Source organism: Tritonibacter sp. AK171, assembly GCF_030127025.1.
Classification (GTDB): domain Bacteria; phylum Pseudomonadota; class Alphaproteobacteria; order Rhodobacterales; family Rhodobacteraceae; genus Epibacterium; species Epibacterium mobile.
The window spans coordinates 606,252-628,876 of sequence record NZ_CP126134.1 but is presented as its reverse complement, the minus strand read 5'-3'; the positions used below and the strand labels follow the sequence as shown (position 1 = coordinate 628,876).

At 60.9% G+C, this 22,625-nt stretch carries 22 protein-coding genes and 1 riboswitch; of the genes, 16 read left to right on the top strand and 6 right to left on the bottom strand.

Going from position 1 to position 22,625, the window contains the following annotated elements; genetic code table 11:
- Nucleotides 1-97 precede the first annotated feature (97 nt).
- Nucleotides 98-1,324: an MFS transporter gene (locus QNI81_RS02960; protein ID WP_283967851.1), complete on the top strand. Its 1,227-nt coding sequence runs from the start codon at nucleotides 98-100 to the stop codon at nucleotides 1,322-1,324.
- A gap of 209 nt (nucleotides 1,325-1,533) precedes the next feature.
- Nucleotides 1,534-1,800, top strand: a complete 267-nt coding sequence (locus QNI81_RS02955) for a hypothetical protein (RefSeq protein WP_283967321.1) — start codon at nucleotides 1,534-1,536, stop codon at nucleotides 1,798-1,800.
- 48 nt (nucleotides 1,801-1,848) lie between these two features.
- Here the strand turns inward: QNI81_RS02955 and QNI81_RS02950 are convergent, their stop codons facing one another.
- The 3 genes from QNI81_RS02950 to QNI81_RS02940 form a co-directional block, all read right to left on the bottom strand.
- Nucleotides 1,849-2,223, bottom strand: a complete 375-nt coding sequence (locus QNI81_RS02950) for a hypothetical protein (protein WP_283967320.1) — start codon at nucleotides 2,221-2,223, stop codon at nucleotides 1,849-1,851.
- A 184-nt stretch (nucleotides 2,224-2,407) separates the two neighbouring features.
- Nucleotides 2,408-4,096, bottom strand: a complete 1,689-nt coding sequence (locus QNI81_RS02945) for a flotillin family protein (protein ID WP_283967319.1) — start codon at nucleotides 4,094-4,096, stop codon at nucleotides 2,408-2,410.
- A 61-nt stretch (nucleotides 4,097-4,157) separates the two neighbouring features.
- Entirely contained in the window at nucleotides 4,158-4,910 is a 753-nt protein-coding gene (locus tag QNI81_RS02940; RefSeq protein ID WP_283967318.1) for an OB-fold-containig protein, read from the bottom strand.
- A 246-nt stretch (nucleotides 4,911-5,156) separates the two neighbouring features.
- On the opposite strand from QNI81_RS02940, the gene metG reads away from it, so the two are divergent.
- Complete coding sequence (metG, locus tag QNI81_RS02935) at nucleotides 5,157-6,878, top strand: methionine--tRNA ligase (protein ID WP_283967317.1); 1,722 nt, start codon at nucleotides 5,157-5,159, stop codon at nucleotides 6,876-6,878.
- Nucleotides 6,879-7,001: 123 nt separating this feature from the next.
- On the opposite strand, the gene QNI81_RS02930 is transcribed toward metG, so the two are convergent.
- Nucleotides 7,002-7,646: a nucleotidyltransferase family protein gene (locus QNI81_RS02930; protein WP_283967316.1), complete on the bottom strand. Its 645-nt coding sequence runs from the start codon at nucleotides 7,644-7,646 to the stop codon at nucleotides 7,002-7,004.
- 84 nt (nucleotides 7,647-7,730) lie between these two features.
- Here QNI81_RS02930 and QNI81_RS02925 point away from each other — a divergent pair, with 84 nt between their 5' ends.
- Nucleotides 7,731-9,020, top strand: a complete 1,290-nt coding sequence (locus QNI81_RS02925; RefSeq protein WP_283967315.1) for an MFS transporter — start codon at nucleotides 7,731-7,733, stop codon at nucleotides 9,018-9,020.
- A 74-nt stretch (nucleotides 9,021-9,094) separates the two neighbouring features.
- On the opposite strand, the gene QNI81_RS02920 is transcribed toward QNI81_RS02925, so the two are convergent.
- Nucleotides 9,095-9,991, bottom strand: coding sequence for an MBL fold metallo-hydrolase (locus QNI81_RS02920; RefSeq protein WP_283967314.1), 897 nt, complete (start codon nucleotides 9,989-9,991; stop codon nucleotides 9,095-9,097).
- Nucleotides 9,992-10,085: 94 nt separating this feature from the next.
- On the opposite strand from QNI81_RS02920, the gene QNI81_RS02915 reads away from it, so the two are divergent.
- From QNI81_RS02915 to glpD, 10 genes are all read left to right on the top strand, one after another.
- Nucleotides 10,086-10,928: a LysR family transcriptional regulator gene (locus QNI81_RS02915; protein ID WP_283967313.1), complete on the top strand. Its 843-nt coding sequence runs from the start codon at nucleotides 10,086-10,088 to the stop codon at nucleotides 10,926-10,928.
- Nucleotides 10,929-11,294: 366 nt separating this feature from the next.
- Nucleotides 11,295-11,474, top strand: a complete 180-nt coding sequence (gene hemP, locus QNI81_RS02910) for a hemin uptake protein HemP (protein ID WP_005628449.1) — start codon at nucleotides 11,295-11,297, stop codon at nucleotides 11,472-11,474.
- Between the two features lie 56 nt (nucleotides 11,475-11,530).
- Complete coding sequence (locus tag QNI81_RS02905; protein ID WP_283967312.1) at nucleotides 11,531-12,799, top strand: imelysin family protein; 1,269 nt, start codon at nucleotides 11,531-11,533, stop codon at nucleotides 12,797-12,799.
- A 198-nt stretch (nucleotides 12,800-12,997) separates the two neighbouring features.
- The gene (locus tag QNI81_RS02900) at nucleotides 12,998-13,285 is read left to right on the top strand and encodes a (2Fe-2S)-binding protein (RefSeq protein WP_283967311.1); all 288 of its coding nucleotides are present in this window, start codon (nucleotides 12,998-13,000) and stop codon (nucleotides 13,283-13,285) included.
- On the top strand, nucleotides 13,239-13,724 hold the full coding sequence (gene bfr, locus QNI81_RS02895; protein WP_005628455.1) for a bacterioferritin: 486 nt from the start codon (nucleotides 13,239-13,241) through the stop codon (nucleotides 13,722-13,724). Before QNI81_RS02900 ends, bfr begins: the two co-directional genes overlap by 47 nt.
- Nucleotides 13,725-13,758: 34 nt before the next feature.
- The gene (locus QNI81_RS02890; RefSeq protein WP_283967310.1) at nucleotides 13,759-15,267 is read left to right on the top strand and encodes a di-heme oxidoreductase family protein; all 1,509 of its coding nucleotides are present in this window, start codon (nucleotides 13,759-13,761) and stop codon (nucleotides 15,265-15,267) included.
- Nucleotides 15,267-16,283: an imelysin family protein gene (locus QNI81_RS02885; RefSeq protein WP_283967309.1), complete on the top strand. Its 1,017-nt coding sequence runs from the start codon at nucleotides 15,267-15,269 to the stop codon at nucleotides 16,281-16,283. The genes QNI81_RS02890 and QNI81_RS02885 overlap by 1 nt, the downstream gene beginning before the upstream one ends.
- A 45-nt stretch (nucleotides 16,284-16,328) precedes the next feature.
- Nucleotides 16,329-17,402 (top strand): DUF1513 domain-containing protein, encoded by a 1,074-nt coding sequence (locus QNI81_RS02880; protein WP_283967308.1) that lies wholly within the window; start codon nucleotides 16,329-16,331, stop codon nucleotides 17,400-17,402.
- Between the two features lie 165 nt (nucleotides 17,403-17,567).
- A complete protein-coding gene (locus tag QNI81_RS02875) occupies nucleotides 17,568-18,362 on the top strand; it encodes a DeoR/GlpR family DNA-binding transcription regulator (protein WP_283967307.1) in 795 nt (264 codons plus the stop codon).
- Nucleotides 18,355-19,935: a glycerol-3-phosphate dehydrogenase gene (gene glpD, locus QNI81_RS02870; protein ID WP_283967306.1), complete on the top strand. Its 1,581-nt coding sequence runs from the start codon at nucleotides 18,355-18,357 to the stop codon at nucleotides 19,933-19,935. The genes QNI81_RS02875 and glpD overlap by 8 nt, the downstream gene beginning before the upstream one ends.
- Nucleotides 19,936-20,047: 112 nt before the next feature.
- Here the strand turns inward: glpD and cobO are convergent, their stop codons facing one another.
- Nucleotides 20,048-20,722: a cob(I)yrinic acid a,c-diamide adenosyltransferase gene (gene cobO / locus QNI81_RS02865; RefSeq protein WP_065333189.1), complete on the bottom strand. Its 675-nt coding sequence runs from the start codon at nucleotides 20,720-20,722 to the stop codon at nucleotides 20,048-20,050.
- Between the two features lie 24 nt (nucleotides 20,723-20,746).
- Nucleotides 20,747-20,983: riboswitch (cobalamin riboswitch) on the top strand.
- A gap of 99 nt (nucleotides 20,984-21,082) precedes the next feature.
- On the opposite strand from cobO, the gene QNI81_RS02860 reads away from it, so the two are divergent.
- A complete protein-coding gene (locus QNI81_RS02860; RefSeq protein WP_283967305.1) occupies nucleotides 21,083-21,562 on the top strand; it encodes a DUF1636 family protein in 480 nt (159 codons plus the stop codon).
- Between the two features lie 19 nt (nucleotides 21,563-21,581).
- Nucleotides 21,582-22,616, top strand: coding sequence for a cobalamin biosynthesis protein CobW (gene cobW, locus QNI81_RS02855; RefSeq protein WP_283967304.1), 1,035 nt, complete (start codon nucleotides 21,582-21,584; stop codon nucleotides 22,614-22,616).
- Nucleotides 22,617-22,625 lie beyond the last annotated feature (9 nt).

The window sequence follows — 22,625 nt, the reverse complement described above, 5'->3', positions numbered from 1 at the left end:
AATACGCGCCGGATTGGCCACATCACATAAAAAACGACCCCGCTTCGTCGAAAATACGACTGCACGGGCCGGACGAATCCCTATGGTCGGCGCTGTTATGCGCACGATCCTCTCATTTGCCGCCCTCTTTTTGTCCGTCATCCTGCTGCAGCTCTCGACCGGGGGCGTTGGGCCACTGGATGCGATCTCTGGCGCGGCAATGGGATTTGACAATCGCCAGATCGGCTTGCTCGGCTCGGCGCATTTCTTTGGCTTTTTTATCGGCTGCTGGTGGGCGCCCCGGTTGATGGGCCGCGTCGGCCATTCCCGCGCTTTTGCAGTCTGCACCGCCCTTGGGGCGATGGGCCTTTTGGCACATACACTCACCGATAACCCCTATGCTTGGGCAGCGATGCGGATTGCATCGGGTCTTTGTGTGGCGGGCTGTTACACGGTGATTGAGGCATGGCTGAACGCCAAGGTCACCAATGAGAACCGCGGCCGTACCTCAGGGCTTTACCGGATCGCCGACACCGGCGCCTCTCTGGCGGCACAGTTGATGATCGCGGTGCTGCCGCCCGCAAATTACATCTCATATAACCTGCTCGCGATCCTATGTTGCGCCACGCTGCTGCCGCTGATGATGACGCGCGCAAGCCAGCCCAAGATACCCTCCGCACCGCGCCTGCGCCCCGGTCTGGCGTGGCGATGCTCGCCCCTTGGGGTGGCGGGGGTCATCGTCTCAGCGCTCAGCGGCGCATCGTTCCGGATGGTGGGGCCAATCTATGGCCAAGAGGTCGGCCTGATGATCGACCAGATCGCCTTTTTCCTTGCAGCCTTTGTTCTGGGTGGCGCGCTTGCGCAATATCCCGTGGGCTGGCTTGCGGATAAATTCGACCGCCGCTGGGTGCTGATATGGCTCTCGGGCGTGTCGATGGTCGCCTGCGCTTTGACCCTGCCCGCAAGTGGCGGTGGCACTTTGGCTATCATGGTTTCAGCCGCCTTCTTTGGCCTGACCACGGTGCCGATTTTTTCGGTCTCAGCCGCGCACGCCAATGATTTTGCCACATCCGAAGAGCGGGTGGAGCTGTCGGCAGCCTTGATGTTTTTCTACGCCACCGGCGCGATTGCAGCCCCTTTGCTGGCCTCTGCCCTCATTGAGGCCTTCGGCCCCGGCGCATTGTTTGCCTTTATCGCGGTGGGGCATGCCGGGCTGATCGTCTTTGGCCTTGCAAGGATGCGCAGCCGCGCCACCCCAACCGAACGCACCCGCTACGTCTATGCGCCGCGCACGTCATTCACGATCGGCAAGATGCTGAAACGCGCCCGTGAGGGGCGGCAGTAAGGGTGCCCAACCTGTCAAAGGCGAGGCAAGCGTGTCTGTCTGAGATGCGGGGTTCTGCTGCCTTTAGCTGCGAAAGCGCCAAGGTGTGCGGTGAGACGGCCACCAGCAAGAAGCACTGGAACCAGACAAGAGAGCATGGCTCTTGGCCCTGTCCACTCAACTGAAATGCTGTGCTTAACAGTGGGAACTAAATATGCGGAGTTTGATCCGTGATTAACGGTGCAAGAATAGCCAAGCTTGAAGCGCGACTGGAAACCTTGGAGGCTGAAAGCGCAGCCAATCGCGCCTTGTGGCTCTGCATCGCAACATCACTTTCGGCAGAAGATCGCAAAGTTTTAGCCATGGCGATTTCGTCGGCAAAGTCCAGTTGGGACTCGAGTGACGATATACCGGAAGGGCACAAAGCTGCTTTGACTCGAGTGACCGAAATGATTGCCGGAGGGGGCAATCTGGCAATTGAGTACGGTCTAGAGTGATGCGAGCGAAGTGAGCCTCTTTGTCAGTTGCTCCAACAAGCGCTTTCGTCAGACTTCTACCTCTTTGACGAAATAATCGTGGTTTATCCCAGCAGTCATCAGCGTCTTTCCAAGGGGGATTTGTGCGTTCCTAGCGCAATTGTAGACCCCTACCGGATCCTTAGTGTTGGGGTCGGCGCTCAACGCATCACGAGCTTGATCGCGTCGATGCTCATCGCGCATGTCTACAATTTGAAAAGGATCATAGAAACGACTGGAGTTTGATCGAAGACAAGAACCGATCAGAGCGTCATCATCTAAGTCTCGGCATATAAGCCTCTCTAGAAAAAGGCGCAAATTGAGGCTTTTGGGAACTCGTAGCTGTTTCATAATGCTGCCATCGTTTGCGTACTGGATGATCAGATACTCAGTCTTCTTAGTCATCGTACCCTCGTCAAGTTTCGGCCCACCAATCTTTGCTAAGAAAAGATAGCTGACATTCGTTCCGAGCGCAGCATCCGACACTTGAACTCAAAGCAGCCAAACCCAAACTCCCGTTCCAGCGCACCCAAAACAAAAAGGGCCAGCGCGCGGCCAGCCCTTTTTCGATGTCTCAGCGCATCAGCGCTTAGTGAACCTCTGAGGTCTTCGCCTCATCCGTTGCCTCCGGGTCGGCGGCGACTTCGGGGGCGATGTCATTACCCTCCAGCATGCCGTTCACCACGCCGGACACGCCATCCTCCATCGAGATCCCCAATTCACGCCCCAGTGTTTTGAGCGCGGGCATTTGCACCGCCATGCCCATGATGGAATCGAGCGCCTGATTGACCACGGGTTTTTCGCCAGAGGCGCCCGCGCTGCTGTAGGCCGCGCCGCCGCCCACGCCACCGACCTGATGGATCTTGATCGAGTCGATTTTCTCGGCCGGTTTCACCATCTCTGCAATGATCGAGGGCATCGCCTCGATGCGAGCGAGGTCAACCTTCATGCGCACCAGTTCCGGCGAGAGCGCATTGTCGGCATCAACCAGCGCGCGTTTACCTTCGGCCTCCGCCAGCATGTCGTTTTTCTTGGCCTCCGCGCGAATATTCAGCGCATCGGCCTCAGCCTGTGCTTCCTCGCGGCGCGCTTCGGCGCGGTCGGCGGCGGCTTCTTTTTCGGCCTGTGCGGCCAGACGAATGCCGGTGGCCTGACGTTCCGCCTCCCGGGCAGCCTCGATCAGAACAATCTGCTTTTGACGCTCGGCCTCGGCCACCTGACGGGCGGTTGCCACGGCTTCGGTTGCTTTGGTCGCTTCGGCGCGGGCCAGATCCGCCGAGGCGCGGGCGCGGCTTTCTTCCTCGGATTTCTGCGCGATGATGACCTGACGTTCCTGCTCCGCCACCTCAAGCTCGCGCTCTTTGGTGATCTCGGCCTCACGGATCTTGCGCTCGCGCTCGATTTCGGCAGAGCGGATGGCTTCCTCTCGGGCGATGCGGGCGCGTTCGGTTTCACGCACCGAGTCCTCGGTCCGGGCAGCGATTTCCGCCTCCTGCGCCACGCGCATGGTTTCCACCTGCTGCATCTGTTCGATACGGGCCTGCTGTTCGTCCTGATCGATCAGCAGCTTCTGGCGTTCCCCTTCCATCGCAGCGCGGCGTACGGCGACCTCTGCCTCCGCATCGATCTGGGCGCGTTCTTTTTTCGAGGTGGCGATCACCTCGGCCAGTTTGCGCATGCCCACCGCGTTAAAGGCGTTGTTTTCATCCAGCGCCTCAAACGGTGTCTGGTCGAGCGCCGTCAGCGAGACAGATTCCAGCGACAGACCGTTTTTCAGCAGATCCTCAGAGACCGCATTCTGCACCTCTTGCACAAAGTCGGCACGGTTTTCATGCAGCCCGTCCATGGTCATCTGTGCGGCCACCGCGCGCAGACCGTCGATGAGCTTGCCTTCGATCATCTCGCGCAGCTGTTCCACATCAAAGGTCCGGTCGCCCAACGTCTGTGCCGCGCGCGAGATGCCTTCTTCGGTCGCCATCACCGAGACGTAGAATTCCACGCCCACATCGACCCGCATACGGTCCTGAGTGATCAGCGCAGCCTCGCCCGAACGCTGCACCTCCAGACGCAGGGTCTTCATGTTGACGGGGCTGATCTCATGCAGCAACGGAACCACAATCGTGCCGCCGTCCATGATGACCTTTTTGCCGCCCGAGCCGGTCTTCACCAAGCTCACCTCGCGGGTGGCACGGCGGTAGAGTCGCCCCAGAACAAGCCCGATCAGGGCCACAAACATCAATATGGTGATCACGCTCACCAGCAGGAATGAAAAGTCCATCCCAATCCTCCTTCAGGTCAAAGTTACGTTTAAATTCAAGGTGGGGCTGCCCCCGCACGGCTCAGTCAGAGAGCGGCACGAGAACATATCGTTCGGCGCGTCGGTCACGGATCACCAGCACCTCGGTGCCTTGAGCAATCTGTTCCTGATCGCTCAGGGGTTCGGCGCGCAGATAATGGGCGTTACCAAAACGGTCCATGACGCGGACCTCGGCGGGGCGCCCGCGGGACGCGGTGCCTTGGGTGATGGTTCCACGGCGGCGGCCGAGGGAGCCTTCGGACAGGGCTTCGGTTTTGGTCTGCGGCAACAGCCGCGCAAAGGCTGCGCCAAAACCGCGTGCAAACCATAGCGCGAACACACCTGCCGGGAGGGAAACCAGCCCAGCCGGGGCAAAGATCTGGAACAGATCCCTGAGGCTGAGTTGCAAGGCCATGCCCGAAAGGCCGAAGGCCATCAACGCAGAGCCGAGCCAGATCAGAAAGGGCATGCGCCCGATGCCAAGCCAGCTGAGCACGCCGCCCCCGCCGGAAATCTCTGGCGCGGTTGCGGGCGCATCGGCCTCCAGACCGTCCAGCCCATCGATGTCGAGCGCATCCAGATCAACGCCATCCAGCGCGTCCAGATCGACGCCGCCAATATCGAGATCCGCATCCAGCTCCACACCGCCGGGACCATCCAGATCAGCGTCGCTGTCCCCGGCCAGAAGGCTGCCCCCCAGCAACAATGCCAGAACTTCCATCCCCACCAATCCAAGCAAAAGCGCCAGCGCCATGGTGAAAGGGGCAAAGGCCCCGTCGAGAAGAAGATCTGTCATTCGCAAATAATATCCACTTTGTATGCCATTGTATGCAACCTATGTGGTCACGCAACCGTGAGGTTTCAAGGGTTTGGGGTTCAAATTCGCCCCCAACCTCTTGCAACCCCGCCAGTGGGTCAAGGTGAAGAGCACCGATTGCACGCCATATTTGCCGCTTTCTTCGCATCGCCGGATAACATGGGGTTTTCGTACCTTCCCGCATGGGATAGATGAGCGGCCAGACAAGCGACGTGGATGGACGATATGGCCCGAATTCTCATCACCTCGGCACTGCCCTATATCAATGGGATCAAGCACCTCGGCAACCTCGTGGGAAGCCAGCTGCCCGCCGATCTCTATGCCCGCTACAACCGGGGACGCGGCAATGAGGTGATGTTCCTCTGCGCCACTGACGAACACGGCACCCCCGCCGAACTGGCTGCAGCCAAGGCGGGCAAACCCGTGGCCGATTATTGCGCCGAGATGCACGAGGTTCAGGCCGACATCGCCAAGCGGTTTGGCCTGTCGTTTGACCATTATGGCCGCTCCTCCAGCCCGCAGAATCACGCGTTGACCCAGCATTTTGCGGGCAAGCTGGAAGAGGCCGGGCTGATCACCGAAGTGTCGGAAAAACAGGTCTATTCCAACGCCGATGGCCGCTTCCTGCCCGACCGCTATATCGAGGGCACATGCCCCAACTGCGGCTTCGAGAAAGCGCGCGGCGATCAGTGCGAGGAATGCACCAAGCAGCTCGATCCGACCGACCTCATCAACCCGCGCTCTGCGATCTCTGGGTCCACCGACCTTGAGGTGCGCGAGACCAAGCACCTGTTCCTGCGCCAATCCGCAATGCGCGATCAGCTGGACCAGTGGATCGACTCCAAGACCGACTGGCCGGTTCTGACCACCTCGATCGCCAAGAAATGGCTGCATGACGGCGACGGTTTGCAGGACCGGGGCATCACCCGTGACCTCGACTGGGGCATCGCGGTCAAAAAAGGCGCCGAGGACTGGCCCGGCATGGAAGGCAAGGTCTTCTACGTCTGGTTCGATGCGCCGATTGAATATATCGCTGCAGCCGGTGAGTGGGCCGAAGCACACGGCAAATCGGATGCGGACTGGGAGCGCTGGTGGCGCACCGACAAGGGCGCGGATGATGTGAAATACGTCCAGTTCATGGGCAAGGATAACGTCCCCTTCCACACCCTGTCCTTCCCTGCGACCCTGCTGGGATCGGGCGAGCCGTGGAAGATGGTGGATCACCTCAAGTCGTTCAACTACCTGAACTATGACGGCGGCCAGTTCTCCACCTCGCAAGGGCGCGGCGTGTTCATGGATCAGGCGCTGGAAATCCTGCCGTCGGATTACTGGCGCTGGTGGCTGCTGTCCCATGCGCCCGAAAGCTCTGATGCGGAGTTCACATGGGAGAACTTCCAGCAATCCGTGAACAAGGATCTGGCGGATGTGCTTGGCAACTTTGTCTCGCGCATCACCAAATTCTGCCGCTCGAAATTTGGCGAGCAGGTGCCCGAGGGTGGCGCATGGGGCGAGCAGGAACAGGCCCTCATTGAGCAGCTCTCCACCCGCATCGGCGCCTATGAGCGCCGAATGGAGACGATGGAGGTACGCAAATCAGCGCAAGAGCTACGCGCGATCTGGGTTGCGGGCAATGAATACCTGCAATCTGCCGCGCCGTGGTCGGTGTTCAAGGAAGACCCCGAGCGCGCCGCTGGTCAGGTGCGTCTGGGTCTCAACCTGATCCGCCTCTATGCGGTGTTGTCGGCACCCTTCATCCCCGATGCCTCTGATCGCCTGTTTGAGGCATTGGGTTCTGAGGATCGTGACTGGCCCGAAGACGTCGCCGCAGCGCTCGCCGCCCTGCCCGCAGGCCATGCCTTTACCGTGCCGGAGGTGCTCTTTGCCAAGATCACCGACGAGCAGCGCGAGGAATGGCAGGCGCGCTTTGCAGGCGGACGCGACGCCTGATCTGCTGCTGCGGATGGTATAAAGATCAAAAGCCGCACCTGAGGGGGCGGCTTTTCTCATTACTTTTGCGCTCGTCCTGACAGGCAAAGACCGGGCCGTCAGCAATCAGGACAATCAGGACAATCAGGCGGCAGTAGCGTCAATCACATGCAATTCTGGCCAGAACTCCAGCCACTTCTTCGCCTTCTTGCGATATGTGACCGGATCGAAGGTCTCATGTTCAGCAGGGCGAACCGTCAAATCCTGTAAATCCCTAAACCCTTGTGGCGCATAGACCTCGTACCCTGCGCGCTCTGTCTTTCGCACGCCAACCATACACGCCTTCGCGAGAAACCGGTCGACGCCTTCAGTGGTGCGAGACAAGGGTTTGTAAGGAATGCCGAATTTCGCCTCATACCACAGATGCACCCGCGCTTGATTGCGAATTTCAATATCCGCATCGACTTCCTCGAACTCCTGTAGTGCCCGTTGAATGGCTGCATCTTCGGCCTCCCATGACAGATCGGAGACGTCGAAATAAAATACATCGTAATCTGTGATGCCAAACTCCGGAGGCCGGCCGGTTTGTTGGTTCCACACGGTTTGAAAAAGACACCCAGCAACCAGCCATGCATCCTTCAGGCCGGTCGCATTCAGACCGTCCAGAACCTGATCCACAACCGGGTTGCCGCGCACAATCGCTAGAAACTCATCTTCCGTCACCGCCAGCCCACCATTTATGCCCGTACCATTGAATGTGAAATTGCGCGCGCGAACCTTGCCTGTCAAAGATATCCGAAAATCAGGACGCCATTGTGACGCCCGCCCTCCTGACCTATTGCAGAAGTCACCGGCAACGGCGAAGGTGCCGTTATGGCAACCGAATTAGAGTTCTCCATTTCTGCGCTGACCACCCCAGCGAGGCGGCACATCCGGGTGTTTCAGGTACATCAGTTCCTTGATCGTTTTGCGATGGGTTTGACGGTTGCCGTTGTCGCGCTGGCGTTGACCGACCGTGGCATGGACCTGTTCCAGATTTCCCTGCTTTTTGGGATCTACTCCATCACCACCATGGCGATGGAACTCCCATTTGGGGGCTTGGCCGATAACATTGGGCGCAAGCCGGTTTTTCTGGCCGCGGTTGTTGCCAGCTTGATCTCCCTCGCCCTGTTTCTTTCAACCCGCGATTTCTATATTCTCGCGCTCTCTTTTGCCTTCATCGGCTTTGGACGTGCGCTGCGGTCGGGCACGCTGGATGCGTGGTTTGTTGAAACCTTCAAAGCAGTTGCGCCCAATGTCGACGTGCAGCCCGCACTTGCCAAAGCGCAGTGGGCCAATGCCATGGGCCTGGCTGTGGGGGCCGTATTGGGAGGCGTTCTGCCCGATCTGTTTGGCCCGGCGGCAGAGAGACTGGGTTTCAGTCCCTATGATGTTTCTTACGCAGCGAGCATGGCTGTGATGCTTGGCGTGTTCGTCTACACCCTGCGTGTCATTGTTGAAAATCCGCGCCCGCTGCACCTGCAAGCCCTGAAACAAGGGTTTGTCTCCGTGCCGCAGGTGATCAAAGCCGCAGGCCTGCTTGCGCTGCGGCATCCGGCACTCTCGGTGCTTTTGGCCGCTCTGGCCTTGTTCCTGATGGCGACTAACCCGGTCGAGGTGATTTGGCCCACGCATGCAAAACCGATGCTGGACGAAGGCTATGCAAATACGCTCATTGGTGTGCTGACTGCGGCCTATTTCTTTTCTATCGCCTTTGGGGCATCGCTCTCCCCTCGCATCAGTCGGATTTTCAAACGGCGACATGCCACGACGCTTGCGGCGGCGTTTGCAGGGTTGGCCGTGGTTCAGGTCGCACTGGCGCTCCAAGGCGGCATCATCGGCTTTGTTGTGGTTTTTATCCTCTATTCCGTTTGCCTTGGGATTACCGAGACACCCGCCAGCAGCATTTTGCACAGATGCGTCGAAGACCACCAGCGCTCGACCATGCTGTCTCTGAGGTCGCTGATGCAGCAACTTGGCGGCGCGTTGGGGATGGTCTTTGCGGGTGCTGTCGCTGAGATTTACTCCACGCCCACGGCATGGATGATCGGCGCGGTGTTTCTGTTTGTCGCCGTGTTTCTGATCTCTGTGCTCGCAAGGCGGCTCACCGCAGAGGTTGAATAACGGCCCCGCAAGCGCAGATTGCCCCATCAAACCCCACCCCTTGGGGCAGGGTTTGATCGCCGTAGCGCCGCCTGTCAGAGCAGGATTTCTCCCCCCTCCCCCGGCAAGAGCAGCTTCCAGTCGGGCCTCAACGCAGTATGCAAGCGCTGCATCACCTCTGGCCCTTCGCGAAAGAGGGAATAGGTTGTGTGGTGCACCGGCAGAACGGAGCGCGCGCCCACCTGTGCGGTGAAATCCATCGCCTGCCCCCCATCCATGGAAATCTGCCCCAGCGCCCCCTCACCGCCGACCGCACCGATATGTGGAATAAACAGATCCGGGGTGTCCTGCTGGGCCAGCGCCTGCGCCACCGGCTCGGCATGGAACGTATCGCCCGCCCAATACAGGCGCTGCACCTGCGCGCCACGGCGGGCCTCGATCATATAGCCGTTGCCAAGACCCAGCACCGCCGAGATTTGCGGGTTGAGCGAATGCACCGCAGGCAAGGCAGTGATCCGGACCTCACCACTGGGACCGTTGAACACACGCGTCGCCCCGTGCCGCAAGGCCTGTGCGCCATAGCCCAGCTGCCGCAGGTGCTCCGTGTCATGCTCCGGTGCCAGCAAGGGCAGGCTGCGGTCCAGCCAGGCTTGGGCCTTCTGGTCGAAATGATCCTCGTGCAGGTGGCTCAAGAGCACCAGATCCGGGCTGCTGTGCGTCAGCCCCGGAAAGGGCGTCAGCCGGGCGTGGATCTTGATGTTCGGGCCTTTGGCAAGGTCAAACATCTCATTGGGGTCCCCCATCACAAAGGCCTCTTCCCCCTCGCCAAGGCAGGGATCGGTGAGAATACGCAGGCCTGCGGCTTCGATCTCCATCATCGCGCCCCCCAGCCAACGCACCGACAGGGGGGCCGTCGCACTGCGCACGGTGGCGGGCAACAGGCTCGCTGCGGCAACCGCAACACCGGATTTTAGAAAGCTACGTCTGTTCATCTGCTTCTCCACTTCTGATGAAGCGGATGTAACCCCTCGCATATGGCGAAATAATCGCCATAATACTGCAAACACTAAACGAGATAATCGCGCAATGAACGATCTACAAAACATCGAAACCTTCGCCGAAGTGGCAGGCCAGTTGAGCTTTGCGGGCGCGGCGCGGCGTCTGGGCCTACCGCCCTCGACCGTCACCAGCCGGGTGCGGGCCTTGGAACAGAGCCTCGGCGTGCGCCTCTTGGATCGCACCACCCGCAGCACTGCCCTCACCGCCGAGGGCGCGGTGTTTCTGGAGCGCTGCCAACGGGCCCTGGCCGAGATAGAGGCAGCACGCAGCCTTGTCTCGGCCGATGTCAGCGCCAGCGGGCCGGTGCGGCTGTCGGTGCCGACCGCCCTGCCGATGGACCGGCTGGCCCGTCTCACCCGGGATTTTCTCGCGCGCCACCCAAAAATCCATGTCGACATCACCGTGGAGGATCGCGCCACGGATTTTGTCCGCGACGGGATCGATGTCGCGCTACGTGGCCATCGCCCCGGCGGCGCGGATCTGATTGCGCGGCTCTTGTCGCAGATGCCGGTGCAGCTGGTGGCCCCGCCGGGGCGGCTGCGGGATGAGAGCCTGCCGATCCTCGGCCCCCTCACCCGGCACCTGAACAACAGCCCGCTGCCCGGACAGGCCTATTGCGAATCCTTTGCGCTGGCGCGGGAACTGACGCTGGCCGGTGCCGCCCGCGCCTGTCTGCCACTGTCGCTATGCGAGCAGGATGCCAAAACGGGCTCTGTCGAGATTGCGCCACCGCCACCGGGGGTAGAATCGCAACTGAGGCTATACCTCGTCTATCAGGACCGCCGCCACCAACCGCAGCGCGTACGCCTGTTCATTGACGCACTGGTGGCTGAGTTTTCCTCCCCCTCCGAGCCGGCGCAAAGTCGCTGAGCACGGCGAAATCCTGCGATAAATCCACATCTGCCCTGTTTTCAGCGCCGTAAATCCCCACTTCGGCATTGGATAAGCCAAAGGAAACAGGAGGGTTATTTAATCAATTGACATATCCGACCAAATAAATCAGGTATAAGGCAATCCAGCCAACCTGTGTGTCACACGGGCCAGCCGACAACCTGAACCTTGCGCCCCGCACATGTTGAAACTCTCTGGCCAAACACCAACACATAGTGACCGCGACACAGATCCGCTGCCGTTGTCGGATTTGTGGCACAATGTCCTGTCGGGAGAGTTGCCGCAGCAGAGCTTTTGCTTTGAGTGGCTGTTCGACAAGGTGGAGCAGAAACAGAGGTCTCCCCGATGAGCAACCTGAAACCGATTTCCCAAGAAGACATTGCCGCAGCCGCACAGCCTGAAACCTACCCGACCTACCACGCCGAGGATCTGACCCGCGGCGGTGTGCAGGCGCGCATTCTTCTCAATGGTCAGATCTATTCGCTGCGCATCACCCGCGCAGGCAAGCTGATCCTGACCAAGTAATTCACCCCACGCGCAACAGCGCCACAAATATCAAAGTTCCAGCGAGGATATACTTCATGAAAACGCCGCTTCTCACCGGTGCCGCCATTGCGGCTTTGACCGTAGGCACATCGGCCGCTTTCGCAGCTTCCAAGGCCGATGTTCTGACCAATTACGCAAACATCGCCGAGGCAAAATACGAAGACAGCCTGATCACCGCAAAGGCGCTTCAGGCCGCTGTTGATGCGCTGATCGCGAACCCTTCGGCTGAAAACCTTGAGGCCGCGAAACACGCATGGCTGGCGGCGCGCGTCCCGTATCAGCAGACCGAGGTCTACCGTTTCGGCAATGCCATCGTCGACGACTGGGAAGGCAAAGTGAACGCATGGCCGCTGGATGAAGGCCTGATCGACTATGTGGACGCCTCTTATGGTGGCCCGACCGATGAAAACGCCGCCGCGGCGCTGAACGTGGTTGCCAACCCAGAGTTCACCCTCTCCGGCGAGACAATTGACGCCTCCGACATCACGCCCGAGCTGCTGGCCGAGACCCTGCACGAGGCCGACGGTGTCGAAGCCAATGTGGCCACCGGCTACCACGCCATCGAATTCCTGCTCTGGGGTCAGGATCTGAACGGCACCGAGCATGGCGCGGGCGAGCGCGCATGGACGGACTATGCGGCGGGCGATGACTGTACCAACGGCAATTGTGACCGCCGGGGCGCTTACCTGAAAGCGGCGACCGATCTGCTGGTGTCCGATCTTGAGTGGATCACCGCGCAATGGGCCGAGGGCGGCGAAGCGCGCGAAACCGTGCTTTCGGACGAGGACGCAGGCATCACCACGATCCTGACCGGCATGGGTTCGCTGTCTTATGGCGAACAAGCGGGCGAGCGGATGCGTCTTGGCCTGATGCTGAACGACCCCGAGGAAGAGCACGATTGCTTCTCCGACAACACCCACAACAGCCACTACTACGATGGTCTGGGCATCCAGAACGTCTACTTGGGCGAATATGTGCGGGTGAACGGCGATCTGGTGTCCGGTCCAGCGCTGGCCGATCTGGTCGAAGCTGCGGATTCTGAACTGAACGCGGAACTGACCGGCAAACTCTCCACCACCATGATGAAGCTAGGCCGCATCAAGACGGCTGCTGAGGCAGGCTTCTCCTATGACCAGATGCTTGCGCAGGGCAGCGATGCCGGCGAAGCACTGGTCATGGGCGGCGTGGACGCACTGGTGGATCAGACCCGCTCCATCGAGCGCGCGGTCGCCGCACTGGAGCTGGACGGCGTCGCCATTGAAGGTTCTGACTCCCTCGACAACCCTACGGCGGTTTTTGAATAAGTCAGCACAGGTCCCCGATCTGACAGGAGTCGCGCCCCCGTGTGCGGCTCCTTTTTTGTGCACGCCAATCTTCACAATATGCGGCGCTCACGATTTCCTGAGCAAATCTGTCTCATTTATCCTTGAAAACTTATTCTTTTGCTCAGATATTGAGGCGAGCAAGTAGCCTATAGAATCTCTTGGGATAACAGCCCCGCCATGATCATCTGCCACTGCACTGCGATCTCGGATCACGACATCCATTCGGCCATCGACTGGATGCGCGCCTCTGACCCGCAAACCATTATAACTCCTGGGAAAATTTATCGCGCCCTCGGCAAGAAGGCGGATTGTGGCGGTTGCATGTCGCTCTTTCTGGACACCATGCGCTCCAACGCTAAGGTTAGTGTACCTGCACATCTGCAGAACCTGCGTATAGCCATTTCTCCGGAGAGCAATTATGAAGGGCGACCCCAAAGTCATCGAATATCTCAACAAGGCGCTTAGGAGCGAGTTGACGGCAGTCAGCCAGTACTGGCTGCATTATCGCCTGCAACAGGATTGGGGCCTCGGCCACATGGCCAAGAAGAGCCGCGAGGAAAGCATCGAAGAGATGAACCACGCGGACAAGCTGATCGACCGGATCATCTTCCTCGAGGGACATCCAAACCTGCAAACGCTCGACCCGCTGCGCATCGGCCAGACGCCCAAGGAAACCTTGGAATGCGATTTGGCCGCAGAACAAGAGGCCCGCGCCCTCTACAAGGAAGCGGCAGAGTACTGTAGGACCAATGGTGACTTCGTCTCTGAGGAGCTGTTCAAAGAGCTGCTGGCCGACGAAGAAGGCCATATCGATTTCCTGGAGACCCAGCTTGAACTGCACGACCGCGTTGGCGAAGAAAAATACGCGCAACTCAACGCCTCCAAGATGGACGAAGCCGAGTAACACGGTCTTTCTGCTGAGTGCGGCCCTCACTCTGGTGCTGGCCGCACCGCTTCATGCAACCGACCGTGCCGCCCCTCCCGCCCCGGATGGTCTGTCGGAGCCGCATCTCTCCTTTCTACCCCGCACCAAGGACGAAACCAGCCGCATTGCGCGCGTCACCGCCCCTGCGCGCGATTTCACCGCGCCCGAACCATTCGAGGAAAACCCCGCCGGGGCCGCCACCCTGCCCGTTCGCAACGACCGCGAGGCTTTCAGCACGCCGCCCGTGAACCTGACGTTTGAGCAGGGTCTGGAGTTTCGGCTGGGCGAGGCCTTGTTTGACAAGCTCTGGGTGTTTTCGCCATCCTCGACCCGCGCGTCTGATGGGCTGGGTCCGGTTTACAACGCCCGTGCCTGCCAACGCTGCCACATCCGCGACGGGCGGGGACATCTACCCGAGGGGCCGGACTATCGCTCCGCCTCGACCTTTCTGCGCGTCTCCATCCCCGGTCCGGTGCCCCCTATGTTGCGCGCCATTCCCGACTATATCGGGATGTCGCCAGAGCCGACCTATGGCTGGCAATTGCAGGATTTCTCCAGCCCCGGCGTCAATCCCGAATACCGCCTGTCGGTGACCTACACCGAGGAAGAAATCACCCTGAATGGCGGCGAGGTGGTCCGCCTGCGCAAGCCCTCGTTTGAAGCCACCGCGCTGAAATACGGCCCGCTGCATGCCAAGGCGATGCTCTCGCCGCGCGTGGCCCCGGCGATGATTGGCCTTGGCCTGTTAGAGGCGATCCCGGCAGCTGATATCCTCGCCCTTGCCGACCCCGACGATCAGAACGGCGATGGCATATCAGGGCGGCCAAACCTTGTGTGGTCCAAGGAATTTGGTCAAGTGATGCTGGGGCGCTTTGGCCTCAAGGCGGGCACCGCCACCATCCACGAGCAATCCGCAGCGGCGTTTTCCGGCGATATCGGCATCTCGACACCATTGTTTCCGCAGCCCTATGGCGATTGCACAGCCTTGCAGGACGCCTGCCGCAGCGCGCCGCACGGCGACGGCGACGTGCGCGTGACCGAAATTGACCAGCCCAATATGGATCTGGTCACCTTCTACAGCCGCAATGTCTCGGTGCCTGCCCGCCGCGATCTGGACGCGCCCGAAGTGCTGCGCGGCAAATCCGTGTTCTATGACAGTGGCTGTGCCAGTTGCCACCGGCCCAAATTTGTCACCCACCGCCTGCTGGACCGCCCGGAGCAGAGCTTTCAGCTCATCTGGCCCTATTCCGATCTGCTGTTGCACGACATGGGCGAGGGCCTTGCCGACAACCGACCCGAAGCGCGTGCCACAGGGCGCGAATGGCGCACCGCACCGCTTTGGGGGATTGGCTTGACCCAGCAGGTCTCAACCCGTGCCACCTTCCTGCATGATGGCCGCGCCCGCACTTTGCTGGAAGCCATCCTCTGGCATGGTGGCGAGGCACAAGCCGCCCGCGACACTGTTGTCGCCTTGCCCCCCGATGATCGCGCCGCCCTTATCACCTTTCTGGAGTCTCTTTAATGTCTGTCTTGTCTCGACTGGCGTCCACCGCCTGCGCCCTTGTTGCTCTCACCGGACTGGCGCGCGCCGATGCGCTCACGGATGCGGTCATCGACCAGCATATCCTGCCCACCTACGCGCGTCTGGCCACCGAGACTGCCGAATTTGCGACCCTTACAGAAAGTGACTGCGCCCCCACATCAGAGGCCGTGCGCACCGCTTGGGGTGAGGCCTTTGACGCATGGGTTGCGGCAAGCCACCTGCGTTTCGGCCCCTCCGAGGCCGACAATCGCGCCTTTGCCATCGCGTTCTGGCCCGACAGCCGTTCCAAGACCCCAAAGGCCCTGCGCAGCCTGCTGTTGGACAGTGACCCGGTGGTCAACACGCCCGAGGACTTCGCCACCGCCTCGGTCGCGGTACGCGGGTTTTATGCGCTGGAGTACCTCTTTTATGACCCTGACTATGCAGATCTGGCCTCCCCGGACTATGCCTGCGCTTTTGTCAAAGCGGTCGCGCAAGATTTGTCGCGCAACAGCACGGCGATTTTGACCGATTGGCAAGAGGACTACGCTGACAAACTGCGCCACCCCGATGACCGTTACCGCAGCGATGAAGAGGCGCATCAGGAGCTGTTCAAGGCGCTCACCACCGGGCTGGAGATCCTCGCCGATATGCGCCTTGGCCGCCCGCTTGGCACATTTGACAGCCCGCGCCCCAATCGCGCCGAGGCGCGCCGCTCCGGCCGTTCCTTGCGCCATGTGCAGATCCAGCTGGATAGCCTGCGCCAACTGGCACAACTCCTGTCCGAAGGCGATCAGGACCTCTCGCAACATCTGACACAGCTGTTCGACAAGGCCGACCGCCACGCCGCGAACCTTGCCGACGACCCCAGCTTTGACGGGGTGAGTGATCCACAAAAACGCTTTTTGTTGGAGACACTGCAACAGGATGTGCGTGAGATCAAAGAAATCGCCGCACTAGACCTTGGCCCCACGCTGGGGGTGGAGGCCGGGTTCAACGCACTAGACGGCGACTGACCCAACACTTCACAACCCGTTCCGATCAAAGACAGGAGTTCACAAATGCCCTCTCGACGCGGCTTCATCGCAGGCCTGATGGCCAGCAGCATGGCCCCTTCTGCCACTTGGGCAGACGCGGGCGCGCCCGCCTATCTCTCTGCGGGCAAGGACGAACTGGGACTGTTTGTGGTCGCGGGGCTCTCTGCCACGGGCGAGGTGCTGTTTCGCCATTCCCTGCCGGATCGGGGCCATGCCGCCAGCGCCCACCCCACACGGCCCGAAGCGGTGGCCTTTGCCCGCCGTCCCGGTCGATTTGCCGATGTCATCGACTGCCGCAGCGGCGCGCAACTGGCGCGGCTGGAGCCACCGGAGGGGCATCATTTCTACGGTCATGGCGTGTTCTCCCCCGAGGGCGAGGTGATGTACACGACCGAGAATGCCTTCGAGAGCAGCGAAGGCATGATTGGCGTCTGGAACGCCCGCGATTATCGCCGCATCGGCCAGTTTCCCTCCGGCGGCATCGGCCCGCATGAGATGCTTCTGCGTCGCGACGCCCCCGGTCTGGTGGTCGCCAATGGCGGCATCGAGACCCACCCGGATACCGGCCGCGCCAAGCTCAACATCCCCTTTATGCGCCCAAACCTCAGCTATCTGAGCCTGTCGGGCGAGATACAGGAGCAGATGGAACTGCCTTCGGATCTGCATAAAAACTCCATCCGCCATATCGCCGTGCGCAGCGATGGCACCGTGGGGTTTGCCATGCAGTGGCAGGGCGATCTGGGCGCGGACGTGCCCATCGTGGGCTTGCATCACCCCGGCGACGCGCCGCGCCTGATGGCAGCGGACGATCCGCGCCTGCGCAACCTTAATGGCTATGGCGGCTCCATTGCGTTTTCTGGCGATGAGACGCAGATCGCCGTGACCTCGCCCCGTGGCGGCATGGTGCAGGTAATGGACTGCGCCAGCGGTGCTTTGCTGGCCGAACATGCGCTCCTGGATGTTTGCGGCCTTGCGACCCTGCGCGAAGGTTTCCTCGCCAGCACCGGAACGGGTGCCGTGGCGCGGATCGGCACAGAAGTGGAGCACCTCACCACCGCGCCGCTGGCATGGGACAATCACCTCATTTCACTGCTCTGAGCCTCTCTGTCCGGCCACAAGGCCAAAAGCGCCGCCAGTTTCGGCCCAATCCCCTCCGCACCCGTGCGAGGGGTTTTCTTTTTCGCGTACAATCGCATCAAAACGAAAACTTCACATGACAAAACAAGCGATGTGGCCTATATGCATCCATGAAAAGGAAAGCTCATGGATGCAAACGACCGCCAAAACGAAATCCTCTCCCTGCTCACGCAGCAGGATCGTGTCGAGGTTGAAGTCCTCGCGCGCCGCTTTGGTGTCTCGTTGCAGACCGTGCGCACCGACCTGCGCGATCTGTCTGCCCGTGGCCAACTGAGCCGCGTCCATGGCGGTGCCGTGCGCATCAGCTCCGCCGCCAATCGCGGCTATGCCGAGCGCCGTAGCCTCAATGCCAGCGGCAAACGCGCGATGGCCGCACTGGCCTCCGATGTGATCCCTGAAAACTGTTCCATCGCGCTCAACATCGGCACCTCTACTGAACAGGTGGCGCGTGCTCTTTCCGGTCACAAGGGCCTGACGGTCCTCTCCAACAATATCAACATTATCAATATAATGATGGGTATGGAGGCGCGTGATCTGATCCTTGTGGGTGGCACCATCCGCCAAAGCGACGGCGCTATTGTCGGCGAAGAGGCGGTGGACTTCATCAACCGCTACAAGGTCGACTACGCCGTCATCGGCGCCTCCGCCATGGATGCAGACGGTGCAATCCTTGATCACGACGCCCGCGAAGTCTCCGTCGCCCGCGCCATCCTCAGAAATGCCCGCACGCGCATCCTGATGTGCGACTGCAGCAAATTCGACCGCTCCGCCCCCGTGCGCATCTGCGCCCTCGCGGAGCTGGATTTTGTCATCACAGACCGCCCTGTTCCGGCAGAGTTTGCCGAGGCCGCAGCCGCTTCCGGCACCCGAATCCTGATCGCAGACGGCGCTCCCGAAACCGAAAGCAGCGAAAATGACTGATACGCCCAAGACCTCCGACATCACCGATCTGTTCATCATCGGCGGCGGCATCAACGGTTGCGGCATCGCCCGCGACGCCGCCGGTCGCGGCCTCTCCGTGACATTGGCCGAAATGAACGACCTCGCCTCCGCCACTTCCTCGGCCTCTACCAAATTGTTCCACGGCGGCCTGCGCTATCTGGAGTATTTCGAATTCCGTCTGGTGCGCGAGGCCCTGATCGAACGCGAGGTGCTGCTGCGCGCCATGCCGCATATCTCATGGCCGATGCGCTTCGTGCTGCCCTTCCACAAGGACATGCGGTTCGACAACACCACGCCGACCTCCAAACTGCTGACCACCGTCATGCCATGGATGAAAGGCCGCCGCCCTGCATGGCTGATCCGGCTGGGTCTTTTTATGTACGACACGCTCGGCAAACGCGGCATCCTGCCCGGCACCGCAACCGTGGATCTGACCACGGATGAGGCAGGCAAGCCTTTGAACTCCAAATTTAAAAAAGCGTTTGAATATTCCGACTGCTGGGTCGAAGACGCGCGCCTCGTGGTGCTCAACGCCCGCGATGCCGAGGCCCGCGGTGCAGAGATCATGACCCGCACCGAGGTTGTAAATGCCACCCGCCACGCGGATCACTGGGAGATCCACCTGAAGGATCTCGCAACCGGTGAAGAAACCACCCGCCGCGCCAAAATGCTGGTCAACGCGGGCGGTCCCTGGGTGGCCGATGTGCTGCGCCAGAAGCTCGGCCAAAACAGCCGCGAAAACGTGCGCCTCGTGCGCGGCAGCCATATCGTGGTGCCAAAACTCTACGACCACGGGCGCTGCTACTTCTTTCAGGGGCAGGACGGGCGCATCATCTTTGCCATTCCTTACGAGGAGGATTTCACCCTCATCGGCACCACCGACGCTGATCACCCCGATCCCGAGACCAAACCCATCTGCACCGAGGAAGAGCAGGATTATCTGGTCAAATTCGCGTCGAACTATTTTGACACACCCGTGACCCGCGACCAGATTGTCTGGACCTATTCCGGCGTGCGGCCCCTTTATGATGACGGCGCCAGCTCCGCCTCCGCCGCGACACGCGAATATGTCTTGACGCTCGACAAGACACAGGCCCCGCTCCTCAATGTGTTTGGCGGCAAGATCACCACCTACCGCAAACTGGCCGAGGCGGCGCTGGACAAAATCAACGAGGTCTTCCCCAGCCTGCCTTCGGAATGGACCGCAGGTGTACCCCTGCCCGGCGGCGATTTCCCGGTCGAAGATGTCACACGCTTGCGCGAAAAACTCGCCGCCGACTATCCCTTCCTGTCGGCCTACGCCACCCGCCGCCTGATCCGCGCCTATGGCACCGAGGCCTGGGCCATTCTGGGCGACGCCAAGGCGCAGAGCGATCTGGGCGAGAGCTTCGGCGCGACCATCACGGCCCGCGAACTTGACTGGGCGATTGCCCGCGAATGGGTGCGGACGGGCGAGGATTTCCTGTGGCGGCGCACAAAACTCGGCCTGCGTCTGGACCCTGATGCGCGCACCGCGGTCGACGCTTATATCAAATCCCGCGTCACCGACTAACAAAACAGAACGACAAAAGAGAGGGGCACAGCGCCCCTGCCTCTTCTAACTCAAAATATCCCGGAGCGCGAGGCAGCGCCTCGCATCCCCGCTCACGACACACGCTGAGGTTTCAGAACTCCACGCCTTTCTGAGCCTTGATGCCAGCCCGGAACGGGTGCTTCACCTGCGCCATCTCGGTCACAAGATCGGCGATCTCGATCAGCTCTTCCTTCGCGTTGCGCCCGGTCAGCACCACATGGGTCATCGGCGGTTTGTGCTCGACGAGGAACTCCAGAACCTCCTGCAAATCCAGATACTCATAGCGCAGCGCGATGTTGATCTCATCGAGCAGCACCATGGTGTTCTTCTCATCGAGGATCATCTCCTTGGCCTTTTCCCAGCCCGCGCGGGCCGCTGCAATATCGCGGGCCTTGTCCTGAGTTTCCCACGTAAACCCCTCGCCCATCGCGTAGAACTGGCACAGATCCGAGAAATTCTCCTCGATCAACGTCCGCTCGCCAGTCTGCCACGCGCCCTTGATGAACTGCACCACCGCCGAGGGCATGCCATGGGCGATGCAGCGCATGATCATGCCGAATCCCGAGGACGACTTGCCCTTGCCGGGGCCAGTGTGAACGATGATCAAACCCTTTTCGCCATCTTTGGTTTTCATCATCCGATCACGGGCGGCCTTTTTCTTGGCCATCTTTGAGGCATGGCGTGCCGCTTCTTCGTCCGAGATGTCGGTTTCGCTACTTGCGCTGGTCTGATCGCTCACGGGGTCGCTCCTGCTGTTTGGCCCCATGTCTTGACAAAGAGTGCCCCCATGGCGCAAGGGATTTTCGTTGGTTCCCGAAGGTGACACCCTTCGGGCGAAGAGGGAATGTGACAAGGCACGCCGCAGCGCGCCCCAAGCACAGCCGCCCCCGCGACCGTGACCGGAGAGGTCTCCCGACGCCACTGGCGCACCCCTAGGGGCGGCACCGGGAAGGCGGGACGACCGTCAGCACCCAACCCGGGTCTGGCATCCGCAAGCCGGGAGACCTGCCAGCGCGTGTGAAACCGGCGGACGGGGTGTGCCGCGACCGGTTGAGGGCCTGCCACACATGGCACGCGCCCCCATCTGGCCTGCCCCGCCTCGCCGCTGAGGAGGAGAAAAGGCCGCATGGGAGAGACCCCTAGCCAGAGCCCGGAGCCGGTCGTCCTGACCGTCTGCACCACCTGTCGCCAGACCGGCAGCGATCCCGAAGCCATGCGCCCCGGCCGCATCCTTGCAGACCGTCTTGCGGGCAGCGCGCTGCCCGAGGGCGTCACCGTGCGCGGGGTCGAGTGCCTCTCGGCCTGCTCGCGGTCCTGCACGCTACATCTCTCCGGTGGCCCTGCGCGCTGGAGCTATATCTACGGCGATCTCGACCCGGATGCCCATCTTGAGGATATCCTCACCGGTGCTGCGGCTTATGCGGCGACCGAGGATGGTTTTGTGCCATGGCGCGAGCGCCCGGTGGTGTTTCGCAAACAATCGATCGCCCGCATCCCGCCCGTCTCCATGCCAAGCGTCGCGCTAACCCCGACGCCCGCCCCCGAGCGTCACGACTCTTCCAGTGACACCCCAGACACGCCTGCCACCGAGCTTGCGCAGGATTGACCCGAAAGGCCCATTTCACATGACCACATTGAACAAGATCCCCGTCACCGTCATCACCGGCTTTCTGGGGGCTGGCAAAACCACTCTGATCCGTCACCTGATGCAAAACCCGCAGGGCAAGCGCCTCGCCGTGGTGGTGAATGAGTTTGGCACCGCCGGTGTCGATGGCGACATCCTGAAATCCTGCGCCGACGAGAGCTGCCCGGCGGAGAACATCATGGAACTCGCCAATGGCTGCATCTGCTGCACCGTGGCCGATGATTTCATCCCCACCATCGAGAGCCTGATGGCGCTGCCCGAGCCGCCCGAGCATATCGTCATTGAAACCTCCGGTCTGGCACTGCCGAAACCGTTGCTCAAAGCCTTTGACTGGCCCGCGATCCGCTCGCGCATCACCGTGGACGGGGTGATCGCCCTGGCCGATGCCGAGGCCGTCGCCAAGGGCCAGTTCGCGCCGGATCTGGACGCCGTGCAGGCCCAGCGCGAGGCGGACGACAGCCTTGACCATGAAACACCACTATCCGAGGTCTTTGAGGATCAGATTTCCTGCGCGGACATCGTTCTGTTGTCCAAGGCCGATCTGGCCGGTGAGGCTGGCGTCGAGAAAGCCCGCGCAGTGATCGAATCTGAGGCCCCGCGCAAGCTGCCGATCCTGCCGATGACCGAGGGCGTGATTGACCCCCGCGTGATCCTTGGCCTGGGGGCCGCTGCAGAAGACGACCTTGATGCCCGCCCCAGCCACCACGACGGCCATCACGATCACGAACATGACGATTTTGAGTCCATCGTGGTCGAAATGGGCGAAGTCTCCGACCCCGAAGACCTGCAAAAACGGATCATCGAGATGGCCCGCGCCCGCAACATCCTGCGGGTGAAGGGCTATGTGGCCGTGGAAGGAAAACCGATGCGAATGCTGGTACAAGCGGTGGGCGAGCGCCTGCGCGCGCAATACGACCAACCCTGGGGCGCACAGGAGCGCAAGACCCAGCTGGTGGTGATCGCCGAGCATGATAACATCGACACAGCAGGCATCCACGCCGATCTCGGGACCTGAGTTTCTATG

What these genes read in the sequence shown, in the direction of transcription:
- QNI81_RS02960 (WP_283967851.1), top strand. Translation starts at nt 98, where the DNA reads ATGCGCACGATCCTCTCATTTGCCGCCCTCTTTTTGTCCGTCATCCTG.
- QNI81_RS02950 (WP_283967320.1), bottom strand. Translation starts at nt 2,223, where the DNA reads ATGACTAAGAAGACTGAGTATCTGATCATCCAGTACGCAAACGATGGC.
- QNI81_RS02945 (WP_283967319.1), bottom strand. Translation starts at nt 4,096, where the DNA reads ATGGACTTTTCATTCCTGCTGGTGAGCGTGATCACCATATTGATGTTT.
- QNI81_RS02940 (WP_283967318.1), bottom strand. Translation starts at nt 4,910, where the DNA reads ATGACAGATCTTCTTCTCGACGGGGCCTTTGCCCCTTTCACCATGGCG.
- metG (WP_283967317.1), top strand. Translation starts at nt 5,157, where the DNA reads ATGGCCCGAATTCTCATCACCTCGGCACTGCCCTATATCAATGGGATC.
- QNI81_RS02925 (WP_283967315.1), top strand. Translation starts at nt 7,731, where the DNA reads ATGGCAACCGAATTAGAGTTCTCCATTTCTGCGCTGACCACCCCAGCG.
- QNI81_RS02920 (WP_283967314.1), bottom strand. Translation starts at nt 9,991, where the DNA reads ATGAACAGACGTAGCTTTCTAAAATCCGGTGTTGCGGTTGCCGCAGCG.
- QNI81_RS02915 (WP_283967313.1), top strand. Translation starts at nt 10,086, where the DNA reads ATGAACGATCTACAAAACATCGAAACCTTCGCCGAAGTGGCAGGCCAG.
- hemP (WP_005628449.1), top strand. Translation starts at nt 11,295, where the DNA reads ATGAGCAACCTGAAACCGATTTCCCAAGAAGACATTGCCGCAGCCGCA.
- QNI81_RS02905 (WP_283967312.1), top strand. Translation starts at nt 11,531, where the DNA reads ATGAAAACGCCGCTTCTCACCGGTGCCGCCATTGCGGCTTTGACCGTA.
- QNI81_RS02900 (WP_283967311.1), top strand. Translation starts at nt 12,998, where the DNA reads ATGATCATCTGCCACTGCACTGCGATCTCGGATCACGACATCCATTCG.
- bfr (WP_005628455.1), top strand. Translation starts at nt 13,239, where the DNA reads ATGAAGGGCGACCCCAAAGTCATCGAATATCTCAACAAGGCGCTTAGG.
- QNI81_RS02885 (WP_283967309.1), top strand. Translation starts at nt 15,267, where the DNA reads ATGTCTGTCTTGTCTCGACTGGCGTCCACCGCCTGCGCCCTTGTTGCT.
- QNI81_RS02880 (WP_283967308.1), top strand. Translation starts at nt 16,329, where the DNA reads ATGCCCTCTCGACGCGGCTTCATCGCAGGCCTGATGGCCAGCAGCATG.
- QNI81_RS02875 (WP_283967307.1), top strand. Translation starts at nt 17,568, where the DNA reads ATGGATGCAAACGACCGCCAAAACGAAATCCTCTCCCTGCTCACGCAG.
- glpD (WP_283967306.1), top strand. Translation starts at nt 18,355, where the DNA reads ATGACTGATACGCCCAAGACCTCCGACATCACCGATCTGTTCATCATC.
- cobO (WP_065333189.1), bottom strand. Translation starts at nt 20,722, where the DNA reads ATGGGGCCAAACAGCAGGAGCGACCCCGTGAGCGATCAGACCAGCGCA.
- QNI81_RS02860 (WP_283967305.1), top strand. Translation starts at nt 21,083, where the DNA reads ATGGGAGAGACCCCTAGCCAGAGCCCGGAGCCGGTCGTCCTGACCGTC.
- cobW (WP_283967304.1), top strand. Translation starts at nt 21,582, where the DNA reads ATGACCACATTGAACAAGATCCCCGTCACCGTCATCACCGGCTTTCTG.